The organism is Ruegeria aquimaris (assembly GCF_025751555.1).
Lineage (GTDB): Bacteria > Pseudomonadota > Alphaproteobacteria > Rhodobacterales > Rhodobacteraceae > Ruegeria_B > Ruegeria_B aquimaris.
This window is the reverse complement of sequence record NZ_JAOWLB010000013.1, coordinates 57,281-76,953: the sequence shown is the minus strand read 5'-3', so window position 1 is coordinate 76,953 and position 19,673 is coordinate 57,281. Positions and strand designations below refer to the sequence as shown.

The window sequence follows — 19,673 nt, the reverse complement described above, 5'->3', positions numbered from 1 at the left end:
AACCAGAATTTGGGCGATGACCCGGTCCTGCCGGGCCATCGCCGCAGAGATCAGACCGCCGCGCGGCGGCGCTGCGTGTTGCGCAGCTTGGACAGTTCCTCGGCCACCAGGAAGGCCAGTTCCAGCGACTGGCTGGCGTTCAGGCGCGGGTCGCAGGCGGTGTGGTAGCGGTCGCTCAGATCCTCGTCGGTCACCGCACGCACACCGCCGGTGCATTCGGTCACGTCCTGACCGGTCATCTCGAAATGCACGCCGCCTGGAATGGTACCCTCGGCCTGATGCACGGCGAAAAAGTCGCGCACCTCGCGCAGTACCAGATCGAACGGTCGGGTCTTGTACCCCGAGGCCGACTTGATCGTGTTGCCATGCATCGGGTCACAGACCCAGGTCACCTTGGCGCCTTCCTCGCGCACCGCCTGGATCAGGCGCGGCAGATGCTCACCTGCCTTGCCCGCCCCAAAGCGCGCGATCAGGGTCAGCTTGCCCTCTTCGTTGTCGGGGTTCAGCTTGGCCATCAGAACCTTGAGGTCCTCGGCGGTGGTGGTCGGGCCACATTTCAACCCGATCGGGTTCAGCACGCCGCGGCAGTATTCCACATGCGCGCCGTCCGGCTGCCGCGTGCGGTCACCGATCCAGATCATGTGACCCGAGCCTGCCAGCCAGTTGCCCGAGGTCGAATCGAGCCGCGTCAGCGCCTCTTCATACTCCAGGAGCAGCCCTTCGTGGCTGGTATAGAATTCCACGGTCGAGAATTCATGCGTGGTATCTGCGGTAATGCCCGCCGCGCCCATGAAATCGATCGTGTCCTGAATGCGGTCGGCAATCTCGGAATATTTCTGCACGTCCTGATCGTTGGTGAACCCGAGCGTCCAGGAATGCACCCGGCTCATGTCGGCGAAACCACCGGTCGAAAAGGCGCGCAGCAGGTTCAGCGTCGCCGCCGCCTGGGTATAGGCCTGCAACATCTTGCGCGGATCGGGAATGCGCGCCTCAGGTGTGAAAGCCAGTTCGTTGATGATGTCGCCGCGATAGCTCGGCAATTCCACGCCGTTCACCACCTCGGTCGGCGCGCTGCGCGGCTTGGCGAACTGGCCGGCCATCCGGCCCACCTTGATCACCGGCACCTTGGCGCCATAGGTCAGCACCATCGCCATCTGCAACATCACCTTGAAGGTGTCGCGGATACCATCGGCGCTGAATTGCTCGAAGCTCTCGGCGCAATCGCCGCCCTGAAGCAGGAAGGCCTCGCCGCGGCCCGCAGCGCCCAGATGGCGTTTCAGGCGCCGCGCCTCGCCGGCGAAAACCAGCGGCGGATACTTGGAAAGCTGCGCCTCGACCTGGGACAGGGCGTCCGGATCGGTATAGTCGGGCATCTGAACCCGCGGTTTGGCGCGCCAGTTCGATTTTTGCCACTCGCTCATAGCTTTTCTCCGCAACGATAACGACAGGTGGCCTCTATACAAAAACGATGTGACAGTGACCATATCCGATTTGCGCCCCTTGACGTCGCAAACAAGCTCTGGCCAATGTGAAATGACACAGCTTTTGCGTCCAACCGGTCGCAGGATGTCAGCCAAGGACAGAAATCAATGAAAGAACAACGTCAAGTTGTCAAAGTCGATACCTCTGGCAAGAAGCCGCAGAGGTTTGTTTTTGTTCTGCTCGATCAATTCACGATGCTGTGTTTCGCCTGTGCGGTGGAATCGCTGCGCATCGCCAACCGGATGGCGGGCCAGACGCTTTATGAATGGTTGGTCGTTGGCGAAGGTGGCGTTTCGGCCACCTGTTCCAACGGTACCGTCTTCAAGCTTGACGGCGATCTTGGCGAATTGCGGCGCGAGGACATGGTGCTGGTCTGTGGCGGCATCGACGTGCAAAAGGCCACCACCCGCAAGATGGTCAGCTGGCTGCGCCGCGAGGCGCGGCGCGGTCCTGTCATCGGCGGGCTCTGCACCGCCGGATACACCCTGGCCAAGGCCGGGCTGTTGGATGGCAAGCGCGCCACCATCCACTGGGAGAACCAGGACAGTTTTGTCGAGGAGTTCGAAGAGGTCACGCTGACCAAATCGGTCTTTGTGGTCGACGGGAACCGGATCACAACCGCTGGTGGCACCGCCTCGATCGACCTGATGCTCAAGCTGATCGCGAACCAGCATGGCGAGGAACTGGCCAACGCGGTAGCCGACCAGCTGATCTATTCCTCGATCCGCACCGATCAGGACACCCAGCGCCTGTCGACGCCGACCCGCATCGGGGTACGCCACCCCAAGCTGAGCCAGGTCATCCAGATGATGGAGCGCAATATCGAAGAGCCGATCTCGCCCGCCGCGCTGGCCAAGGATGTAGGCATGTCGACGCGGCAGCTGGAACGGCTGTTCCGCCGCTATCTGACCCGCAGCCCGAAACGTTATTACATGGAACTCAGGCTGCAAAAGGCCCGCAACCTGCTCATGCAGACCGATATGAGCGTGATCAACGTGGCGCTGGCCTGCGGCTTTGCCTCGCCCAGCCATTTCTCGAAATGCTACCGGGCCCATTACAACACCACACCTTACCGCGAACGCGGCGCGCAAAGCACCCGGCTGTCGGTCTGAACCGCGACGGCAGAGGGCGCGCGGCCCCCGCCGCCCTTTGAGGGCGACCCCCCGGAGTATTTCAGGCAAAGTGAAGATGCGGGAGGGGTCCCCGATCAGAACTTGTCAAAGATCTTGTCGGCGTTGGTATTGAGGTTGAACCTCAGGGCGACCAGCCCCTCTTCCCGGCGATGCAGGAAGGCATAGAAATACACATAGGATTTCTGCCGGTTCCAATAGACCCGCATCTCCTGGCTGAAGTCTGGCGCCAGTTCCACCCGTTTCAGCACGGCGCTGCCGGTAAAGTCGTAGGGCATCGCGTTCAGCAGCTGCGCATTGGTCGCCTTCAGCTCGGCTTCGGTATATTCGTCTTCTCCGCCCAGGCTGTTGATCAGCGACACGAAATCCCGCGACATGATCTTGGCATCCACGAACCGGGCATATTCGGCATAGGTGCCAAACACCCGATCCTCGGCATTGGCCAGGGCCGGGATCAGAGACATCAGAACAAGGATCAATCGCCACATGGTACCCTCCCGCTTTGTCGCGTCAGGACCAGCCTAGGAAGCGGGGCGCATCCTGTAAACCGTGCCGCGCCCTTCGGAGATGAACCAGATCGTGCCATCGGGCGCCTCGACGATGTCGCGCACGCGCTTGGTCTCAGGGCCCGTGATCTGCTCTGCCGCGCGCAGCGGCGCCCCGGACAGGCGGGCGATATGATCGAATTTCAGCGACCCGACAAGGATATGGCCGCGCCATCGGGGCCACAGCTTGCCGGAATAGATCAGCAGGCCCGAGGGCGCGATCGACGGATCCCAATGGAAACGCGGCTGCTCCATCCCGGCCTTGTGCGTGCCCTCGCCGATCTTTGCCCCCGAATACTCGACCCCATAGGAAATCACCGGCCAGCCGTAATTCGCGCCCTTGCGGATCAGGTTGATCTCGTCGCCGCCCTTGGCCCCGTGCTCCGAGGTCCAGAGCCGCCCCTGCCCGTCCAGCGCCGCGCCTTGCGGATTGCGATGCCCCCAGGACCAGATCTCGGGACGCGCGCCTGACTGACCGACAAAGGGATTGTCGCCCGGCACGCGGCCATCGGGCCGAATGCGGATCACGCTGCCGTTGTGATTTGACCGGTCCTGCGCCGTGGCGCCCTCGCCCCGGTCGCCCAGCGTGACGAAGAGCGTGCCATCGGCGGCCTCGACCACGCGGCTGCCGAAATGCCGTCCGCCCTTGCTGCCCGGCGCGGCCTCGAAGATCGTGCGCAGCTGCTCCAGCCGCAGGCCATCCGGACTCAGCCGGGCCACCGCCACGGCGGTTCCCGCGCCGCCGCCCGGTTGCGGCCGGGAATAGGTCAGATAGAGCCTGCGACTTTGCGCAAAATCCCGCGCCAGCGTGATGTCCAGCAATCCACCCTGCCCCGAGGCCCGCACGCGCGGCACGCCCGATACCGGATCCAGCCGCCCATCCCGGGCAAGAACCAGCCGTCCGCCGCGTTCGGTCACCAGCGCGCCCCCCTCCGGCAGCGGTGCAACCGCCCAGGGCGTATCCAGCCCCTCAGCCATGATCTCCAGCCGCACCTGCCCGGCGGATGTCGTCAGAACCGGTTGCGCCACACCGGGAAACGCACCCCAGCAGAGGGCCAGAATCACTGCGGCAAGAGAACGGGAGAACATGCCGGAACCTCGTGTGACGGCGGCACGATTGCCACCGGTTTCCCAATAAAACCTAGGCGATTCCCCTAGCAAAACCACTTTTTCGTTAGGACTTTCCTTTTTCCCGCAGCTTGCCTAACTTCGATGCAGAACGATTGCGTTCCAACAAGGGAGTAACTCATGAAAAAACTGCTTACGGCCACTGCGGCCTCTGCACTGATGGCCAGCGCCGCCTTTGCCGGCGGTCACGCCAAGGAAGTCAAGATCGGCGTGATCCTGGGCTTTACCGGCCCGATCGAATCGCTGACCCCGTCGATGGCCGACGGTGCCGAACTGGCGATGAAGGAAGTGTCCGATTCGGGCCTGCTGCTGGACGGCGCCACAGTGACCTCGGTCCGCGCCGACTCGACCTGCGTCGACGCCGCAGCCGCCACCGCCGCCGCCGAACGTCTGGTAACCTCTGACAAGGTCGATGGCATCATGGGTGCCGACTGCTCGGGCGTGACCGGTGCGATACTGTCGAACGTCGCCGTTCCGAACGGCGTCGTGATGATCTCGCCCTCGGCCACCTCGCCCGCGCTGTCGACCGCCGAGGACAACGGCCTGTTCTTCCGCACCGCGCCGTCGGATGCCCGCCAGGGCGTCGTGATGACCGAGATCCTGATGGAAGAAGGCATCAAGGAAGTCGCGCTGACCTATACCAACAACGACTATGGCAAGGGTCTGGCCGACAGCTTCCAGGGCGCGTTCGAAGCCGCGGGCGGCAAGGTCACCATCTCGGCCGCGCATGAAGACGGCAAGGCCGACTATTCGGCCGAAGTCGGCGCGCTGGCCGCTGCCGGTGGCGAGCGTCTGGTGGTTGCCGGTTACGTCGACCAGGGCGGTTCGGGCATCGTGCGTTCGGCCATCGACTCGGGCGCGTTTGACACCTTCCACTTCCCCGACGGCATGATCGGCGCCAAGCTGGAAGAGAACTTCGGCGACGAGATCGACGGTTCGACCGGCCAGCACCCCGGCACCGACAGCCCGGGCGTGGCCAAGTACGAGGAAATCGTGGCTGGTGCCTTCGACGCCACCTCGCCCTTCACCCCCGAAGCCTATGATGCGGCGGCCCTGATCCTGCTTGCCATGCAGGCCGCGAACTCCAAGGATTCGGCCGACTACAAAGAGCACATCATGCATGTCGCCAACGCACCGGGTGAAAAGATCTATCCCGGCGAGCTGGCCAAGGCATTGCAGATCATCAAGGACGGCGGCGATGTCGACTATGTCGGCGCAACTGCGGTCGAACTGATCGGACCGGGCGAAAGCGCCGGCAACTACCGCCAGATCAAGGTCGAAGGCGGCAAGATCACCACGGCCAAGTTCCGTTGATCGCCCCGCGATGATGTACTGACGAGCAGCCCGGGCCTTGTGTCCGGGCTGTTTCAATGACAAAAGGCCGCACCTCGCAAAGGGGATGAGGCAACAAACAACAGGGCTGCGCAATGTATGCGGCCTCGGGGGAAAACATGATCGTCGTCGAAGACGTGCACAAGCACTTCGGCGGGTTCCATGCTGTCGATGGTGCGACGCTGGAAATCGCCAAGGGCTCCATCACCGGCCTGATCGGGCCGAACGGAGCCGGTAAGACCACCCTGTTCAACGTGATCGCCGGCGTGCTGCCGCCCACCAGCGGCAAGGTCACCATGGATGGCGAGGATATCACCGGCCTGCCGCCGCACGAGCTGTTCCACAAGGGGCTGCTCCGGACCTTTCAGATCGCGCATGAATTCAGTTCGATGAGCTGCCGCGAGAACCTGATGATGGTGCCGGGCGGCCAGTCGGGCGAGACGCTGTGGAACACCTGGTTCGGACGCAAGCGGATCGCGGACGAGGAACGCGCGCTGCGCGCCAAGGCCGACGAGGTACTTGAATTCCTGACCATCAGCCATCTGGCCGATCACAAGGCGGGCCAGGTCTCGGGCGGGCAGAAGAAGCTGCTGGAACTGGGCCGCACCATGATGGTGGACGCCAAGATCGTGTTCCTGGACGAGGTCGGCGCCGGTGTGAACCGCACCCTGCTGATGACCATTGCCGACACCATCCTGCGGCTCAACAAGGAACGCGGTTATACCTTTGTCGTGATCGAGCATGACATGGATTTCATCGGCAAGATCTGCGATCCGGTCATCTGCATGGCCGAGGGCCGGGTTCTGGCCCAGGGCACGCTGGACGAGATCAAGGCCAACGAGCATGTGATCGAGGCCTATCTGGGCACCGGCCTGAAGAACAAGGAAAAGCTGGAGGCAGGCGCATGAGCGGCAATCCCTATCAGGACGGTCGCGGCAACAAGGACGCCTCGATCACCAATACCAAGGGCATCGGCACCATGACGCCCGCCCATCGCAAGAGCGGCCCGACGACCAAGGTCGATGGCGGCCCGTTTCTGATCGGCGACACCATGACCGGCGGTTACGGCAAGGGTCCCGACATCCTGCATGAATGCACCATCGCGGTGAACCCGGGCGAAATCGCCGTCATCGTCGGACCCAATGGCGCGGGCAAGTCGACCGCGATGAAGGCGGTGTTCGGCATGCTCGACGTCCGTTCCGGATCGGTCCGGCTGGATGGCGAGGACATCACCAGGCTCACGCCCCAGGACCGGGTGGTCAAGGGCATGGGTTTCGTGCCGCAGACCTCGAACATCTTCACCTCGATGACGGTCGAAGAGAACCTGGAAATGGGCGCCTTCATCCGCCGCGACGACATCCGCGACACGATGGAGCAGGTCTATGACCTGTTCCCGATCCTGCGCGAGAAACGCTATCAGGCCGCCGGAGAGCTGTCGGGCGGCCAGCGCCAGCAGGTCGCCGTGGGCCGTGCGCTGATGACCAAGCCCAAGGTGCTGATGCTGGACGAACCCACCGCGGGCGTCAGCCCCATCGTGATGGACGAGCTGTTTGACCGCATCATCGAGGTCAGCCGCACCGGCCTGCCGATCCTGATGGTCGAGCAGAACGCAAAGCAGGCGCTCGCCATCGCCGACAAGGGATATGTGCTGGTTCAGGGCCGCAACGCCTTTACCGGCACCGGCAAGGAACTGCTCGAAGATCCCGAAGTGCGCAAATCTTTCCTGGGAGGCTGAGACATGGACCTTCTCAACGCCTTCGTGGCGCTTTCGAACTTCGTGCTGATCCCCGCCATCGCCTATGGCAGCCAGTTGGCGCTGGGCGCGCTGGGGGTGACGCTGATCTATGGCATCCTGCGGTTCTCGAACTTTGCCCATGGCGATACCATGGCCTTTGGCGCCATGATCACGGTGCTGGTCACTTGGTGGCTGCAATCCATGGGCATCGGCCTTGGCCCGCTGCCCACCGCGCTTTTGGCCCTGCCTTTCGGCATCCTGGGTTGCATGGTCCTGGTGCTGGTCACCGATCGCATGGTCTATCGCTTCTACCGCGAACAAAAGGCCAAGCCGGTGATCCTGGTCATCGTGTCGATGGGCGTGATGTTCATCATGAACGGCCTTGTGCGCTTCATCATCGGCCCCAACGATCAGAACTTCGCAGATGGCGAACGCTTCCTGATCTCGGCCCGCGACTTCAAGAAGATGACCGGGCTGGAAGAGGGGCTGGCGATCAAGTCGACCCAGGCGCTGACCGTCGTCGTGGCGGTGATCTGCGTCGCGCTGCTGTTCTGGTTCCTCAACAAGACCCGCACCGGCAAGTCGATGCGCGCCTATTCCGACAACGAGGATCTGGCGCTCCTGTCGGGCATCAACCCCGAACGGGTGGTGATGTACACCTGGCTTATCGTGGCGGCGCTGGCCACCACGGCGGGCGTGCTCTATGGCCTCGACAAGAGCTTCAAGCCCTTCGTGTATTTCCAGCTGCTGCTGCCGATCTTCGCCTCGGCCATCGTCGGCGGTCTGGGCAGCCCGCTGGGCGCCATCGCGGGCGGCTTTGTCATCGCCTTTTCCGAGGTCACCGTGACCTATGCCTGGAAAAAGGTGCTGGGCTACTTCGCCCCCGCCGGGATGGAGCCTGACGGCCTCGTCCAGCTCCTGAGCACCGATTACAAATTCGCGGTCAGCTTTGTCATCCTGCTGATCGTGCTGCTGTTCAAGCCTACGGGCCTCTTCAAGGGGAAAGCGGTATGACCGAGACAGTGAAGAATACCGCCCTGTTCCTGGGTGTGGCCGCCCTGGTCGTGATCACCGGCTTCATGCAAAGCTGGAACTCGGCCATCCTGATCGTCAACATGGGGCTGATCTCGGCCATCATGGCCATCGGCGTGAACCTGCAATGGGGCTTTGCCGGCCTCTTCAACGTCGGCATCATGGGCTTTGTGGCGCTGGGCGGCCTTGCCGTGGTGCTGGTCTCCGAACCGATCTCGCCCGAGGCCTGGTCGGCGGGCGGCTGGGGCATCGTGCTGGCGCTGCTGCTGGGGGCTGCCACCGTGTTCGCCGCCGTGATGGCGACGAAACGGATGCCCAAGGGGCGCAGCAGAACCCTGACCATTCTGGTGGTGCTGATCGCCGGTTTCGTGATCTACCGCGCCGTGTTCGACCCAAATGTCATGGCGGTCGAGGCGATCAACCCGGCCGCCGCCGGCAATATCGGCGGCCTGGGCCTGCCGGTGCTGCTCGCCTGGCCCGCCGGTGGCCTGCTGGCCGCGGGCGCGGCCTGGCTGATCGGCAAGACGGCGCTGGGCCTGCGTTCCGACTATCTCGCCATTGCCACGCTCGGCATCGCCGAGATCATCATCGCGGTGATGAAGAACGAGGACTGGCTGGCGCGCGGCGTCAAGAACGTGATCGGCCTGCCCCGCCCCGTCCCCTACGAGATCGACCTGCAAAACGATCCCGGCTTTGTCGAAAGTGCTGCGTCGTTGGGCCTCGACCCGGTCACCGCCTCGACCCTCTATGTCAAGCTCGGCTACTCGGTCCTCTTCACCGTGGTGCTGCTCGCCCTCCTGTGGATGGCGCAGATGGCCCTGAAAAGCCCCTGGGGCCGGATGATGCGCGCCATCCGCGACAACGAGGTCGCCGCCGAGGCGATGGGCAAGGATGTCACCCGCCGCCACCTGCAAGTCTTTGTGCTGGGCTCTGCCGTCTGCGGCATCGCCGGTGCGATGATGACCACGCTCGACGGCCAGCTGACACCGGGCACCTACCAGCCGCTGCGCTTTACCTTCCTGATCTGGGTGATGGTCATCGTCGGCGGCTCGGGCAACAACTTTGGCGCCGTGCTGGGGGCGATGCTGATCTGGTTCCTCTGGGTCCAGGTCGAGCCGCTGGGCCTGTGGCTGATGAACGTGATCACCTTCGGCCTGCCCGAGGGCAGCGCGCTGAAATCGCACCTGATCGACAGCGCCGCCCATATGCGCCTCTTGACCATGGGGATCATCCTGCTCCTTGTTCTCAGGTTCAGCCCGCGCGGGCTGATCCCCGAGAAATGAGCCTTCTGATGGGGTAGCCCCGCCAACTTGGCGCGAAAAATCCAGGCCGGCGGTCTACGCCGCCGGCCTTCTGCTCCTGATTCTGGCAATCCTGCCTTTTGCAATCTACGCAGCTCAGTTCGGCCTGACGGGGCTGACCCAAGATCTGTCCGGCGAGACCTATCTGTTCCAGTCCGGCGCCTGGCTGACCAACATATCCGTGTTTGTTCATATGCTGGCCGGGTCGCTCCTGTCTTTCCTTGCGCCGCTGCAATTGTTCCCCTGGCTCCGCCGAAACTGGCCCGCTCTGCACCGGGTCACCGGCAGAATGCTGATCCTGTGCGCCATTCTCACGGCCCTGGCCGGGCTGATCTACATCGCCCTGCGCGGAACGATCGGCGGCACAGCCATGGATGCGGGGTTTGCCTTGTACGGCGGCCTGACCGGCCTGGCGGCCGTACAAGCGTTTCGCTTTGCCATCGCTCGCAACATCGAACACCACAGGCGCTGGGCCCTGCGCTTGTTCGTTCTTGCCATCGGATCATGGCTCTATCGGATGCAATACACGATCTGGTACATTGCCACCGACGGGCTGGCGTCGACGCCGGACTTCTCCGGCGCCTTCGATTTGTTCATGAACTACGGCTTCTACCTGCCCTGGCTGGCCCTGCTCGAACTCATCCTGTTCAAACAACAGCGCCGAGAGCGCCACTAGCCCCCATCACCGCCCCTTGAACAGGCTACCCAGAATGCCGCGCACGATGCGGCGGCCGGTGGTGCCCTTCAGCTCCTTGATCACCGCCTCGCCCATGGCGCTGGTCAGCGTATCCTCTTTCTTGCTGCGCTTCGGCGCCCGCGAGGACGACCGGCTCACCCGGCTGCCGGAGTAGCGACGGGCCGAGTTGTATTCACGCTCCCAGGGGCTGGCCTCCTCGGCTTTCACTTCAGCTTCCTCGGCCTCCCGTGCCGCCATCTCGGCCCGTTTGGCGAGGATCTCGAACGCCGATTTCCGATCCAGCGGCGTGTCATACTTGCCCGCCATGTCGGAACTGTTCAGGATCGCCCGGCGTTCCGCCGGGTCGATCGGTCCCAGTTGCGACGCGGGCGGCCGGATCAACGTGCGCTCGACGATCCCGGGCACGCCCTTCTTCTGCAACAGCGAGGTCACCGCCTCGCCCACGCCCACGTCCCGGATCGCATCCTCGGTATCGAAGGCGGGGTTCTCACGATAGGTTTCCGCCGCCAGCCGCAGGTTCTTGCGGTCCTTGGCGGTAAAGGCGCGCAGCGCGTGCTGGATGCGGTTGCCCAGCTGGCCCAGGATATCCTCGGGCACATCGGCCGGGTTCTGGGTGATGAAATAGACCCCCACCCCCTTGGACCGGATCAGCCGCGCCACCTGTTCCACCTTGTCGATCAGCGCCTTCGGCGCGTCATCGAACAAGAGATGCGCCTCGTCGAAAAAGAACACCAGTTTCGGCTTGTCCGGATCGCCCACCTCGGGCAGTTCCTCGAACAGCTCGCTCAACAGCCACAACAGGAAAGTGGCATAAAGCTTGGGCGAGGCCATCAGCTTGTCCGAGGCTAGGATATTGACCATGCCGCGCCCCTCGGCATCAAGGCGCATCAGGTCACCAAGATCCAGCGCCGGTTCGCCAAACAGCTGCGTGCCGCCCTGATTCTCGATCACCAGAAGACGCCGCTGGATCGCCCCCACCGAGGCGGTCGAGATATTGCCATAGCGCAGCGACAGCGACTTGGCGTTCTCGCCGATCCAGACCAGCAGCGCTTGCAAGTCCTTGAGGTCCAGCAGCGGCAGCCCCTCCTCGTCCGACAGCCGGAAGGCGATGTTCAGGATGCCCTCCTGCGCCTCGCTCAGCTCCAGCAGTTGCGACAGCAACAGCGGCCCCATCTCGGCCACCGTGGTGCGCACCGGATGCCCCTGCTCACCGAAGAGATCCCAGAAGGTCACCGGACAGGCGCGATAGTCATACCCCTCGAACCCGATCTTTTCCGCCCGCTCGGTGAACGGCCCATGCAGCTTGTGGGCCGCCGATCCCGACTTCGCCATACCCGACAGGTCGCCCTTCACGTCGGCCATGAACACCGGCACGCCCGCATCCGAAAACCCCTCGGCCAGGATTTGCAGCGTCACCGTCTTGCCGGTGCCGGTGGCCCCCGCGATCAGGCCATGCCGGTTTGCGTATTTCAGATCCAGCCACTGGCCGACCCCGTAATCGGATCCGCCGCCGCCAAGAAAAATCTTTCCGTCCATCGGGTTCTTGCCTCAAATTCTATCGTTTCACCCAGACCATACAAACTTAACCTTTGGCTGCGATAGTCCCAATTGCCCCTTAGGCCATCGTGCCGGATCGGGGCTTCCTCCCTGTCAGACTGGCCGTGCCTTCGGGCACGGCTTTTTTCGACTGAATGGTCAAAAACAGTGCAGCAACAGGTATTTGGCCCGATTTCAGCAAAATCCGCGTCTTAGCTGTTGACCCACTGGCACGGCTTTCGTAACGTCTCGCCATAATACTAAGTCGGCCAGTCCGACGGGGAGCAAAATAGCAAAGGGAACCTGACAACGGGTTCCCTTTCTTTCTTTTCACGGGCCTGAGCAATTCCCTGCTAGGACGCGTGTTTGCGCCTGACAGTCCTGATCGCGCATGATAGAGGGACTTTGAGCAGCCATTCTCTTGATGAGGCATTCATGACCAAGACCCTGTTTACGCTTTCCGCCGCCCTGCTGGCGCTGGCCACCTCGGTTGCCGCGCAAACCACCGAGCAATCGGGCGAAGCGGCCCCGGCGGCTCAGGAAAAGACCGCCGATCAGCTTCTCGACCTCGGCCAACCCGTGGGCACCGACCCGCAGCTGGGACAGCGCTACTCCAAGGAAAAGACCGGTGACTGGGACCTCGCCTGCATCAAGACCGAGGAAGAAACCGACCCCTGTTCGCTGTTGCAGATCCTGACCGATGACAAGGGCAACCCGATGGCCGAATTCTCGATGTTCCGCCTGGCCGAAGGCGGCGTCGCCGTGGCCGGCGCCACCGTCATCGTGCCGCTGGAAACCCTGTTGCCGGCGCAGTTGACCATCTCGATCAACGGCGCCCCGGGCAAGCGCTACAACTATTCCTTCTGCAACCCGATCGGCTGCGTGGCGCAGATCGGCCTGACCCAGGGCGATATCGAAGCCATGCAGAAGGGCGCCGAGGCCATCGTCTCGCTGGTCCCGGCTCCGGCCCCGGACCAGGTGGTGCGCCTGAAGATGTCACTCAAGGGCTTCACCGCCGGTTATGAAAAGGTCGACGTGGTGTCGAACTGACATCGCATGACACATGAAAAAGGCCGCCGAGGTTATCCCCCGGCGGCCTTTTTTCATGCGTGCCGATGGTCAGACCCGGCGCAGCGCCAGCACCGCGTTGAGCCCGCCAAAGGCAAAGGCGTTGCTCAGTGCCACCTCGACCTTGGCCTCGCGCGCCACGTTCGGCACCACGTCCAGCGCGCATTCCGGGTCCGGCTCCTCGTAACCGATGGTGGGCGCGATCACCCCGTCGCGCAGCGCCATGATACAGGCCAGCAACTCCACCGCGCCGGTACCGCCGATCAGATGGCCATGCATCGACTTGGTGGAGGAAATCATCAGACTGTCTGCATGCCGCCCGAACACATCCGCCACCGCGGCGCATTCGGTCTTGTCATTGGCTGCGGTGCCGGTGCCATGGGCGTTGATATAGCCCACCTTGCCCGGGTCGATCCCGGCATCGGCCAGGGCCCCGGCCATCGCACGTGCCGCGCCCTGTTTCGATGGCATCACGATATCGGATGCGTCCGAGGACATCGCGAATCCGGACACCTCGCACAGGATCTCGGCCCCGCGTTTCTTGGCATGCTCGTATTCCTCGAAAACGAAAATGCCCGCGCCCTCGCCCTGCACCATGCCGTTGCGATTGGCGCTGAACGGGCGGCAGGCGTCCTTGGACATCACCCGCAACCCTTCCCAGGCCTTGACCCCGCCGAAACACAGCATCGATTCCGAGCCGCCGGTGACCATCACCGGCGCCATGCCGCTGCGCACCATGGCAAAGGCTTGCGCCATTGCGTGATTGGACGAGGCACAGGCCGTCGACACCGTGAACGACGGCCCCTTCAGATTGTGCTCCATCGACACATGGCTGGCGGCGGCGTTGTTCATCAGCTTGGGCACGACAAACGGATGGACCCGGTTCTTGCCCTCTTCATAGACAGACCGGTAATTCTCGTCCCAGGTGCTGACACCGCCCCCGGCGGTACCCAGCACCACACCTGATTTCGCCGACAGCTCGCCGTGAAACTCCAGCCCGGATTGCGCAATCGCCTCCTTGGCAGCGGTCAGGGTGAACTGGGTGAACCGGTCATAGAGCGACATCTGCTGGCGATTGAACCGGCCCTCGGCCTCGAACCCGCGGACCTGGCCACCAATGCGGATGGCCAGCCGCTCCACATCGCGAAACTCAAGCTCACCGATCCCACAAACGCCCTCGCGCATGGCCTCCAATGTGGCGGGCACCGAATGCCCCAGCGCGTTGATCGTGCCGGCCCCGGTGATGACAACCCGTTTCATGGGTGCTATCAGGCCTTTTCCGACACGAGCTTTTCGATGCCCGCGATGATCGCGGCCACGTTCGAAATGTCGAAATCGCTCTGCGTCGGTTCATTGGCGTTGAACGGGATCGAGATATCGAACTCTTCCTCGATGGCAAAGATGCTCTCGACCAGACCCAGACTGTCGATGCCCAGGTCCTCCAATGTGCTGTCCGGGCTCACGTCCGATGGTTCCAGCACGGCCTGATCTGCGATGATGGCGATGACGCGGTCACTGATGCTCATTTCAGTCCCCTGTGGTGATCTGGGGTTGATTTAGTCGCTGGAACCCGGTTTGAAAACCGCCTTTTTCAGCGCATCCAGATCCCGCATCAAACGGGGCAGTCGCCGCTGCGCCTTGTAGATTTCGGTATGTGTTTCCATCTTCACACCGGGATAGCCCATGATCACCCGGCCTGCGGGCACATTGGACAGGATCTTGGTACCACCGCCCGAAATCACCCCGTCGCCGATAAAGATATTGTCGACCACCCCGGTCTGGCCGCCCAGCACAACGTTGTTGCCGATCTCGACCGAGCCTGACACCCCGGTCTGGCCGCACAGCAGACAATCGCGGCCCACGCGGGTGTTGTGGCCGACATGAACGAGATTGTCGAGCTTGCTGCCATCCCCGATCCGGGTATTGCGAATGGTGCCGTTATCGACGGTGCAATTGGCGCCTACCTCGACATCGTCCCCGATCTCGACCGAGCCCAGCGAGTGGATGCGGGTCCAGGCCTGCGCCTTGGCCTCACCCTGATCGCCCAGCGTCTTGCGGGCGTTTTCCGCCCCCGACACCTCAGGCGTCACAAAGGAGAAACCGTCACCACCGATCCGCGCGCCCGGTTGAGCAATGAACCGGTCACCAATGGTGACGCGCGCGCCGATGCTGACCATCTCGCGCAGCCAGGCGCCCCGGCCCAGCACCGCATCCATGCCGATCACGCAATGCGGCCCGATCACCGCGCCGTCACCGATCCGCGCCCGCGCGCCCACGACGCTCAGCGGCCCGATGCGGACATCGGCACCGATCACCGCGCTGGGGTCGATCACCGCCGTGGGATGTATCCCCGGTTCCACCCCCTGCCCCGGATCCAGCATCGCCGTCAGACCCGCCATCGCCAGGCGCGGCCTTGGCACCAGGATCGCGGCCTTCAGCCCCATTTCCTGCCAATCGGCCCCCGGCCATAACAGCGCCGCACGGGCCTTGCCCTGCCCCAGCGCCTCGGCATATTTCGGTGACATCGCCAGCGCCAGGTCGTCGGGCCCCGCATCCGCCGGTTCGGTGGCACGCAGAATCGTCAGGTCAAGATCGCCCTCCGCCTCCATTCCGATGGCAGCGGCGATCTGTGAAATGGTAAAGCGCATGAAACGGGCCCGTCAGCTGTTGGTGCCCCGCAGACTTACCCCTGAACCGCCGACAGGACCACCCCCGCGCGGCTCATCGCATCCCAAATCTTCGCATCCCGCCCATAGACGTCGCGGCGATAGCCGGGAGCGCCCCGGTCGTCCACATAAGCGGTGCGATAGATGATATGCACGGGCACGTGCCGGGTCAGTTCCACCTTGGTTTCCCGGCCGGTGTTCAGCACCCCGTGGAAAAAGCTTTCGGGATCGGCCTCTTGTGCCGCCAGCAGCGCATAGGCAAACTCAAAAGGCTGCGCCAGCCGGATACAGCCATGCGAAAACGCCCGCACCTCGCGCGCGAACAGGTGTTTCTGCGGCGTGTCGTGCAGGTAGATATTGTACTTGTTGGGAAACATGAACTTCACCAGACCCAGCGCATTGCCCTTGCCCGGCGGCTGACGCATGGCAAAGGGAAAGCTGCGGGTCGAAAACTGGCTGAAATCCAACGCGTCGCGATTGACCTGACGGCCCCGGCTGTCGGTAATCTCCAGGTGCCGCACCGCATTCGGGTTTGCCCGCAGCTTGGGCAGATACTCCTTGGTGATGATCGAGCGCGGCACATACCAGCTCGGATTGATCACCATATGCTCCATCTCGTCCGAGAATTCGGGGCTGCGGCGGTCCGATGTGTTCATCCCGATAACGGAACGAGTCTCAAATGTTACACGCCCGTGATCGACGATCTTGGCGGTAAAATCTGTCTGGTTGACCAGGATATGCCGTTCGCCCCGGTCGCGTGGCAGCCAGCGCTCGCGCTCCAGCGCCACGATCACCGATTTCAGCCGGTCCGCAACGGACCTGTTGATCTCTTCCAGCGTGGCATCGCCCGCCACCCCGTCCGGCTCCAGCCCATGCGCCACCTGGAACGCCTGCACCGCCTTTTGCAGCGTCCCGTCATAACTCGCCGCGGCGCTGCGGTCCATGTATCCCATCGCGATCAGCCGGTTGCGCAGTTGCACCACCCGCGTCCCCGTATCGCCCGGCGACAGCTTGCCGCCCGGCACCGTCGGCCCCCAGCCGCCGCGGGCCAGATCCTGCTCCAGACCAAGCTTGAGCTTCAGCAGCGCGCGGTACTGGCTGGTTGCGGGCGCCAGCCCGCGCAGATAGCGGCCGGGGTCCCCGGCCTGCATCTCGCTCAGATACTCCTGCGCGCCGCGCCGCTCGACCACCCGCACCATGCCCTCGTCGATCTTCGAGGGGGTCAGGAACCCGCTCTGGATATCGCCCGCGAACCGGGCAAAGACACGGCTCATCTCGACCTCGAGCAGGCCCATGTCCCGCACCGTGCGGGCCGCCGTCATTTTCGCCCTCAACCCGTCGACATCATAGCGTGCCGCGGGCAGCCCGTGGATTTCGGCCAGCGACAGCGCCTCGATCAGGGCGGCGCGGCGGGCGCGGAACAGCTCGCCCTCACCGGTCCACACCGGCTGATACCTGTTCTGCCGGTAAAACGCGCCAATCGCCTCGTCACCATAACTCGCTTCGGCCAAAGCCTGCTTATAGGCGGTTACCTGCGCCATCGCACCCGACACCGGCCAGAACACCAGCGCGCTGGCCAGAACCGTGGCGGCCATCAAGGGGCGAAAGCGAAGTCGGAATGTCGAAGCCATGTGGTGTTTCCCTGAAACCAAGTCGTTGTTTTCAATAGCCGGAGGAGGTCCCAAAAGTCTCCTAGGAAGAAGACAGTAAAGTCCATTCACAATCTTATCATGTCGCAAAATCATGTCCCGGATGATGCGTGGATGCATCGCCGCGCCCCCGCTGACCGCGCGCCATGGCTCAGAATAGAGGAGACTGCATCACCTGTTTGGGCGAAAATCTGCCGAAAATTCCCCTTCAACCTCAAGTTTCTGAAAGAATTCTTGGAGAACGAATCCCTCTATGCCATAAACCCCGGCATCTGGGGGATGGAAATTAACAATGTGCACGTAACATCGTGCGCAGGCAGGACACGCACGGGACAGAAAGTCAGATGACGGAAACCAGTTCTTCGGGCCTTTCAAGGCGCGCACTCTTACGGGCTTTTGCCGCCACAGCTGTTACAGCCGCTCCAACCTATTCGATGGCCGCAGGGTTCCTGCGGGGCGGCGGCGATATCCGCCGCATTCGCATGTATTCGGGCCGCACCGGCGAGCGGCTTGACATGGTCTACTGGATCGACGGCGATTACATCAAGGACGCGGTCAAAGAGATCAACTTCTTCATGCGCGACTGGCGCGTCGATCAGGTCAAAACCATGGATCTGCGCACGATCGACATCATGGCCGCATCGCACAACCTGCTCGACGTGAACGAACCCTACATGCTGCTCTCGGGCTACCGCAGCCCGCAGACCAACGCGATGCTGCGCAGCAAGTCGCGCGGCGTGGCGCGCAATTCCCTGCATATGCAGGGTCAGGCCGCCGACCTGCGGCTGGCGTCGCGCTCGGTCAGCCAGATTGCCAATGCCGCGGCCTCGTGCCGGGCGGGTGGCGTCGGCAAATACTATCGGTCGAACTTCGTGCATATGGATTGCGGAGATATCCGCACCTGGGGCGGCTGACACCGCATTCAGGTCAATCAGGCTTGTGCCCCCCGTACACCCGTGCGGGGGTTTTGCGTTGCTGCATGCCCGCATCCGGGGGGCTGGACGCGACGGCGACATGAACCGCAGGCCGACACCGGCCGACTGCCCCATCGAACGAAACCAACGCGTCTGAACTGAATAGTGGTGCCCAAGGAGAGACTCGAACTCTCACGCCCGTGAAGGCGGGGGATTTTGAATCCCCTGCGTCTACCATTCCGCCACTTGGGCCACCTGCCCCTGAATTATCCGCAGCCGCGACGAAGGTCCAGAGCGAAAAAGCGGCGACCATCCGCTTTCGTATGGCAAGGCGGTTGACCCCGGTTTCCGGTCGTGATTTGCAGCCGGGCAGGCTTGGACACGCGCGCAAGATGCTCAAATCACTCTACGACAGAACCATGGCCCTGGCCGATCATCCCCAGGCGATGTGGGTGCTGGCACTGGTCGCCTTTCTGGAAAGCTCGGTCTTCCCGATCCCGCCCGATCTCCTGATGATTCCGATGATTCTGGCCCGCCCCTCGCGCGCCTGGGCCATCGCGCTGGTGGCGCTGGTCGCCTCGGTGCTGGGCGGGCTTCTGGGCTATGCCATCGGCGCCTTCTTTTACGAGAGCATCGGCGCGCCCATCCTTCAGGCCATGGGCAAGGCCGAGGCGATGGAGGCGTTCAACACCCGATTCAACGATTTCGGCTTCTGGGCGGTGTTGACGGCGGGGGTGACCCCCTTCCCCTACAAGGTGATCACCATCATGTCGGGCTGGACCGGCATGCCGCTCACGACCTTTGTGGCCACCTCGATCCTGGCCCGCGCGCTGCGCTTCTTCCTGGTCGCCGCGCTCCTTTGGAAATTCGGCGCACCGGTCCGCGATTTCATCGAAAAACGCCTGGGTCTTGTGCTGACCGTCTTCATGGCGCTGCTCATCGGCGGCTTTCTTCTGGTGAGGTATCTGTGATGTCCCGCAAAACCCTGATCATGTTGGCCGCCGGCGGTTCCGCCGCACTTCTCCTGGGCGCCTGGGGCTTCCAGTACATCGGCGGTCTGGCGCCCTGCAAGATGTGCATCTGGCAGCGGTATCCGCATGGCGCGGCGGTGCTGATCGGCGCACTGGCGCTGGCCACCTGCTGGCGGTTCCTGCCCTGGGCCGGGGCGCTTGCGGCGCTGACCACCTCTGCCATCGGTTTCTTTCACGCCGGGGTCGAACAGGGTTGGTGGGAAGGCCCCACAACCTGCACCTCCGGCCCGATCGGCGGGCTCAGCGCCGAACAGCTGATGGAGCAGATCATGAATGCGCCGCTGGTGCGCTGCGACGAGATCCCCTGGCAGATGCTGGGCATCTCCATGGCCGGGTGGAACGGCCTGATCTCGCTGGCGCTGGCGCTCATCTGGATCGTGGCCGCAACCCGCCGCGCCTGACGCCGCCCTCACAAGCTCTTCATTTC

At 63.2% G+C, this 19,673-nt stretch carries 19 protein-coding genes and 1 tRNA gene; 11 read left to right on the top strand and 9 right to left on the bottom strand.

The window, feature by feature from the left end; genetic code table 11:
* Positions 1–50: 50 nt before the first annotated feature.
* Positions 51–1,421 carry a class II 3-deoxy-7-phosphoheptulonate synthase gene (locus tag OE747_RS16635; RefSeq protein WP_263829678.1) on the bottom strand — a complete coding sequence of 457 codons (1,371 nt, stop codon included), beginning with the start codon at positions 1,419–1,421 and terminating at the stop codon, positions 51–53.
* Positions 1,422–1,589: 168 nt separating this feature from the next.
* Here OE747_RS16635 and OE747_RS16630 point away from each other — a divergent pair, with 168 nt between their 5' ends.
* On the top strand, positions 1,590–2,594 hold the full coding sequence (locus OE747_RS16630) for a GlxA family transcriptional regulator (RefSeq protein ID WP_263829677.1): 1,005 nt from the start codon (positions 1,590–1,592) through the stop codon (positions 2,592–2,594).
* Between the two features lie 95 nt (positions 2,595–2,689).
* Here OE747_RS16630 and OE747_RS16625 read toward each other — a convergent pair whose 3' ends face one another.
* The gene (locus tag OE747_RS16625; protein WP_263829676.1) at positions 2,690–3,100 is read right to left on the bottom strand and encodes a hypothetical protein; all 411 of its coding nucleotides are present in this window, start codon (positions 3,098–3,100) and stop codon (positions 2,690–2,692) included.
* Between the two features lie 33 nt (positions 3,101–3,133).
* Positions 3,134–4,246: a PQQ-dependent sugar dehydrogenase gene (locus tag OE747_RS16620; protein WP_263829675.1), complete on the bottom strand. Its 1,113-nt coding sequence runs from the start codon at positions 4,244–4,246 to the stop codon at positions 3,134–3,136.
* 159 nt (positions 4,247–4,405) lie between these two features.
* Here OE747_RS16620 and OE747_RS16615 point away from each other — a divergent pair, with 159 nt between their 5' ends.
* The 6 genes from OE747_RS16615 (at position 4,406) to OE747_RS16590 (ending at position 10,361) form a co-directional block, all read left to right on the top strand.
* Positions 4,406–5,599, top strand: a complete 1,194-nt coding sequence (locus tag OE747_RS16615) for an ABC transporter substrate-binding protein (protein ID WP_263829674.1) — start codon at positions 4,406–4,408, stop codon at positions 5,597–5,599.
* Positions 5,600–5,736: 137 nt separating this feature from the next.
* Positions 5,737–6,525, top strand: a complete 789-nt coding sequence (locus OE747_RS16610; protein ID WP_263829673.1) for an ABC transporter ATP-binding protein — start codon at positions 5,737–5,739, stop codon at positions 6,523–6,525.
* Positions 6,522–7,352, top strand: a complete 831-nt coding sequence (locus tag OE747_RS16605; RefSeq protein WP_263829672.1) for an ABC transporter ATP-binding protein — start codon at positions 6,522–6,524, stop codon at positions 7,350–7,352. The genes OE747_RS16610 and OE747_RS16605 overlap by 4 nt, the downstream gene beginning before the upstream one ends.
* 3 nt (positions 7,353–7,355) lie before the next feature.
* The gene (locus OE747_RS16600) at positions 7,356–8,366 is read left to right on the top strand and encodes a branched-chain amino acid ABC transporter permease (protein ID WP_263829671.1); all 1,011 of its coding nucleotides are present in this window, start codon (positions 7,356–7,358) and stop codon (positions 8,364–8,366) included.
* Positions 8,363–9,667 (top strand): branched-chain amino acid ABC transporter permease, encoded by a 1,305-nt coding sequence (locus tag OE747_RS16595; RefSeq protein ID WP_263829670.1) that lies wholly within the window; start codon positions 8,363–8,365, stop codon positions 9,665–9,667. The genes OE747_RS16600 and OE747_RS16595 overlap by 4 nt, the downstream gene beginning before the upstream one ends.
* A 199-nt stretch (positions 9,668–9,866) precedes the next feature.
* On the top strand, positions 9,867–10,361 hold the full coding sequence (locus tag OE747_RS16590; protein ID WP_263829669.1) for a DUF2306 domain-containing protein: 495 nt from the start codon (positions 9,867–9,869) through the stop codon (positions 10,359–10,361).
* 6 nt (positions 10,362–10,367) lie between these two features.
* Here the strand turns inward: OE747_RS16590 and OE747_RS16585 are convergent, their stop codons facing one another.
* Complete coding sequence (locus tag OE747_RS16585) at positions 10,368–11,918, bottom strand: DUF853 domain-containing protein (RefSeq protein WP_263829668.1); 1,551 nt, start codon at positions 11,916–11,918, stop codon at positions 10,368–10,370.
* Positions 11,919–12,353: 435 nt separating this feature from the next.
* On the opposite strand from OE747_RS16585, the gene OE747_RS16580 reads away from it, so the two are divergent.
* A complete protein-coding gene (locus tag OE747_RS16580; RefSeq protein WP_263829667.1) occupies positions 12,354–12,968 on the top strand; it encodes an invasion associated locus B family protein in 615 nt (204 codons plus the stop codon).
* 69 nt (positions 12,969–13,037) lie between these two features.
* Here OE747_RS16580 and OE747_RS16575 read toward each other — a convergent pair whose 3' ends face one another.
* Genes OE747_RS16575 through OE747_RS16560 form a run of 4 tightly spaced genes read right to left on the bottom strand, consistent with a single transcriptional unit; the run spans position 13,038 to position 17,283 of the window.
* The gene (locus OE747_RS16575) at positions 13,038–14,246 is read right to left on the bottom strand and encodes a beta-ketoacyl-[acyl-carrier-protein] synthase family protein (RefSeq protein ID WP_263829666.1); all 1,209 of its coding nucleotides are present in this window, start codon (positions 14,244–14,246) and stop codon (positions 13,038–13,040) included.
* 8 nt (positions 14,247–14,254) lie between these two features.
* Positions 14,255–14,512 (bottom strand): acyl carrier protein, encoded by a 258-nt coding sequence (locus OE747_RS16570; protein WP_263829665.1) that lies wholly within the window; start codon positions 14,510–14,512, stop codon positions 14,255–14,257.
* Positions 14,513–14,542: 30 nt separating this feature from the next.
* Positions 14,543–15,634 carry a UDP-3-O-(3-hydroxymyristoyl)glucosamine N-acyltransferase gene (lpxD, locus tag OE747_RS16565; protein WP_263829664.1) on the bottom strand — a complete coding sequence of 364 codons (1,092 nt, stop codon included), beginning with the start codon at positions 15,632–15,634 and terminating at the stop codon, positions 14,543–14,545.
* A 35-nt stretch (positions 15,635–15,669) separates the two neighbouring features.
* Positions 15,670–17,283 carry a L,D-transpeptidase family protein gene (locus tag OE747_RS16560; protein WP_404818331.1) on the bottom strand — a complete coding sequence of 538 codons (1,614 nt, stop codon included), beginning with the start codon at positions 17,281–17,283 and terminating at the stop codon, positions 15,670–15,672.
* Positions 17,284–17,645: 362 nt separating this feature from the next.
* Between OE747_RS16560 and OE747_RS16555 the strand changes: the two genes are divergently transcribed.
* A complete protein-coding gene (locus tag OE747_RS16555) occupies positions 17,646–18,215 on the top strand; it encodes a YcbK family protein (protein WP_263829663.1) in 570 nt (189 codons plus the stop codon).
* A gap of 166 nt (positions 18,216–18,381) precedes the next feature.
* Here the strand turns inward: OE747_RS16555 and OE747_RS16550 are convergent.
* Positions 18,382–18,467: transfer RNA gene (locus tag OE747_RS16550), tRNA-Leu, on the bottom strand.
* Positions 18,468–18,607: 140 nt separating this feature from the next.
* On the opposite strand from OE747_RS16550, the gene OE747_RS16545 reads away from it, so the two are divergent.
* Positions 18,608–19,186 carry a YqaA family protein gene (locus OE747_RS16545; protein ID WP_263829662.1) on the top strand — a complete coding sequence of 193 codons (579 nt, stop codon included), beginning with the start codon at positions 18,608–18,610 and terminating at the stop codon, positions 19,184–19,186.
* A complete protein-coding gene (locus tag OE747_RS16540; protein ID WP_263829661.1) occupies positions 19,186–19,647 on the top strand; it encodes a disulfide bond formation protein B in 462 nt (153 codons plus the stop codon). The genes OE747_RS16545 and OE747_RS16540 overlap by 1 nt, the downstream gene beginning before the upstream one ends.
* The last annotated feature ends 26 nt before the right edge of the window (positions 19,648–19,673 follow it).

Coding starts and splice junctions, on each gene's coding strand:
- OE747_RS16615 (WP_263829674.1), top strand. CDS start 4,406: ATGAAAAAACTGCTTACGGCCACTGCGGCCTCTGCACTGATGGCCAGC.
- OE747_RS16610 (WP_263829673.1), top strand. CDS start 5,737: ATGATCGTCGTCGAAGACGTGCACAAGCACTTCGGCGGGTTCCATGCT.
- OE747_RS16585 (WP_263829668.1), bottom strand. CDS start 11,918: ATGGACGGAAAGATTTTTCTTGGCGGCGGCGGATCCGATTACGGGGTC.
- OE747_RS16540 (WP_263829661.1), top strand. CDS start 19,186: ATGTCCCGCAAAACCCTGATCATGTTGGCCGCCGGCGGTTCCGCCGCA.
- OE747_RS16600 (WP_263829671.1), top strand. CDS start 7,356: ATGGACCTTCTCAACGCCTTCGTGGCGCTTTCGAACTTCGTGCTGATC.
- OE747_RS16630 (WP_263829677.1), top strand. CDS start 1,590: ATGAAAGAACAACGTCAAGTTGTCAAAGTCGATACCTCTGGCAAGAAG.
- OE747_RS16620 (WP_263829675.1), bottom strand. CDS start 4,246: ATGTTCTCCCGTTCTCTTGCCGCAGTGATTCTGGCCCTCTGCTGGGGT.
- OE747_RS16545 (WP_263829662.1), top strand. CDS start 18,608: ATGCTCAAATCACTCTACGACAGAACCATGGCCCTGGCCGATCATCCC.
- lpxD (WP_263829664.1), bottom strand. CDS start 15,634: ATGCGCTTTACCATTTCACAGATCGCCGCTGCCATCGGAATGGAGGCG.
- OE747_RS16595 (WP_263829670.1), top strand. CDS start 8,363: ATGACCGAGACAGTGAAGAATACCGCCCTGTTCCTGGGTGTGGCCGCC.
- OE747_RS16635 (WP_263829678.1), bottom strand. CDS start 1,421: ATGAGCGAGTGGCAAAAATCGAACTGGCGCGCCAAACCGCGGGTTCAG.
- OE747_RS16560 (WP_404818331.1), bottom strand. CDS start 17,283: ATGGCTTCGACATTCCGACTTCGCTTTCGCCCCTTGATGGCCGCCACG.
- OE747_RS16625 (WP_263829676.1), bottom strand. CDS start 3,100: ATGTGGCGATTGATCCTTGTTCTGATGTCTCTGATCCCGGCCCTGGCC.
- OE747_RS16575 (WP_263829666.1), bottom strand. CDS start 14,246: ATGAAACGGGTTGTCATCACCGGGGCCGGCACGATCAACGCGCTGGGG.
- OE747_RS16580 (WP_263829667.1), top strand. CDS start 12,354: ATGACCAAGACCCTGTTTACGCTTTCCGCCGCCCTGCTGGCGCTGGCC.
- OE747_RS16570 (WP_263829665.1), bottom strand. CDS start 14,512: ATGAGCATCAGTGACCGCGTCATCGCCATCATCGCAGATCAGGCCGTG.
- OE747_RS16555 (WP_263829663.1), top strand. CDS start 17,646: ATGACGGAAACCAGTTCTTCGGGCCTTTCAAGGCGCGCACTCTTACGG.
- OE747_RS16605 (WP_263829672.1), top strand. CDS start 6,522: ATGAGCGGCAATCCCTATCAGGACGGTCGCGGCAACAAGGACGCCTCG.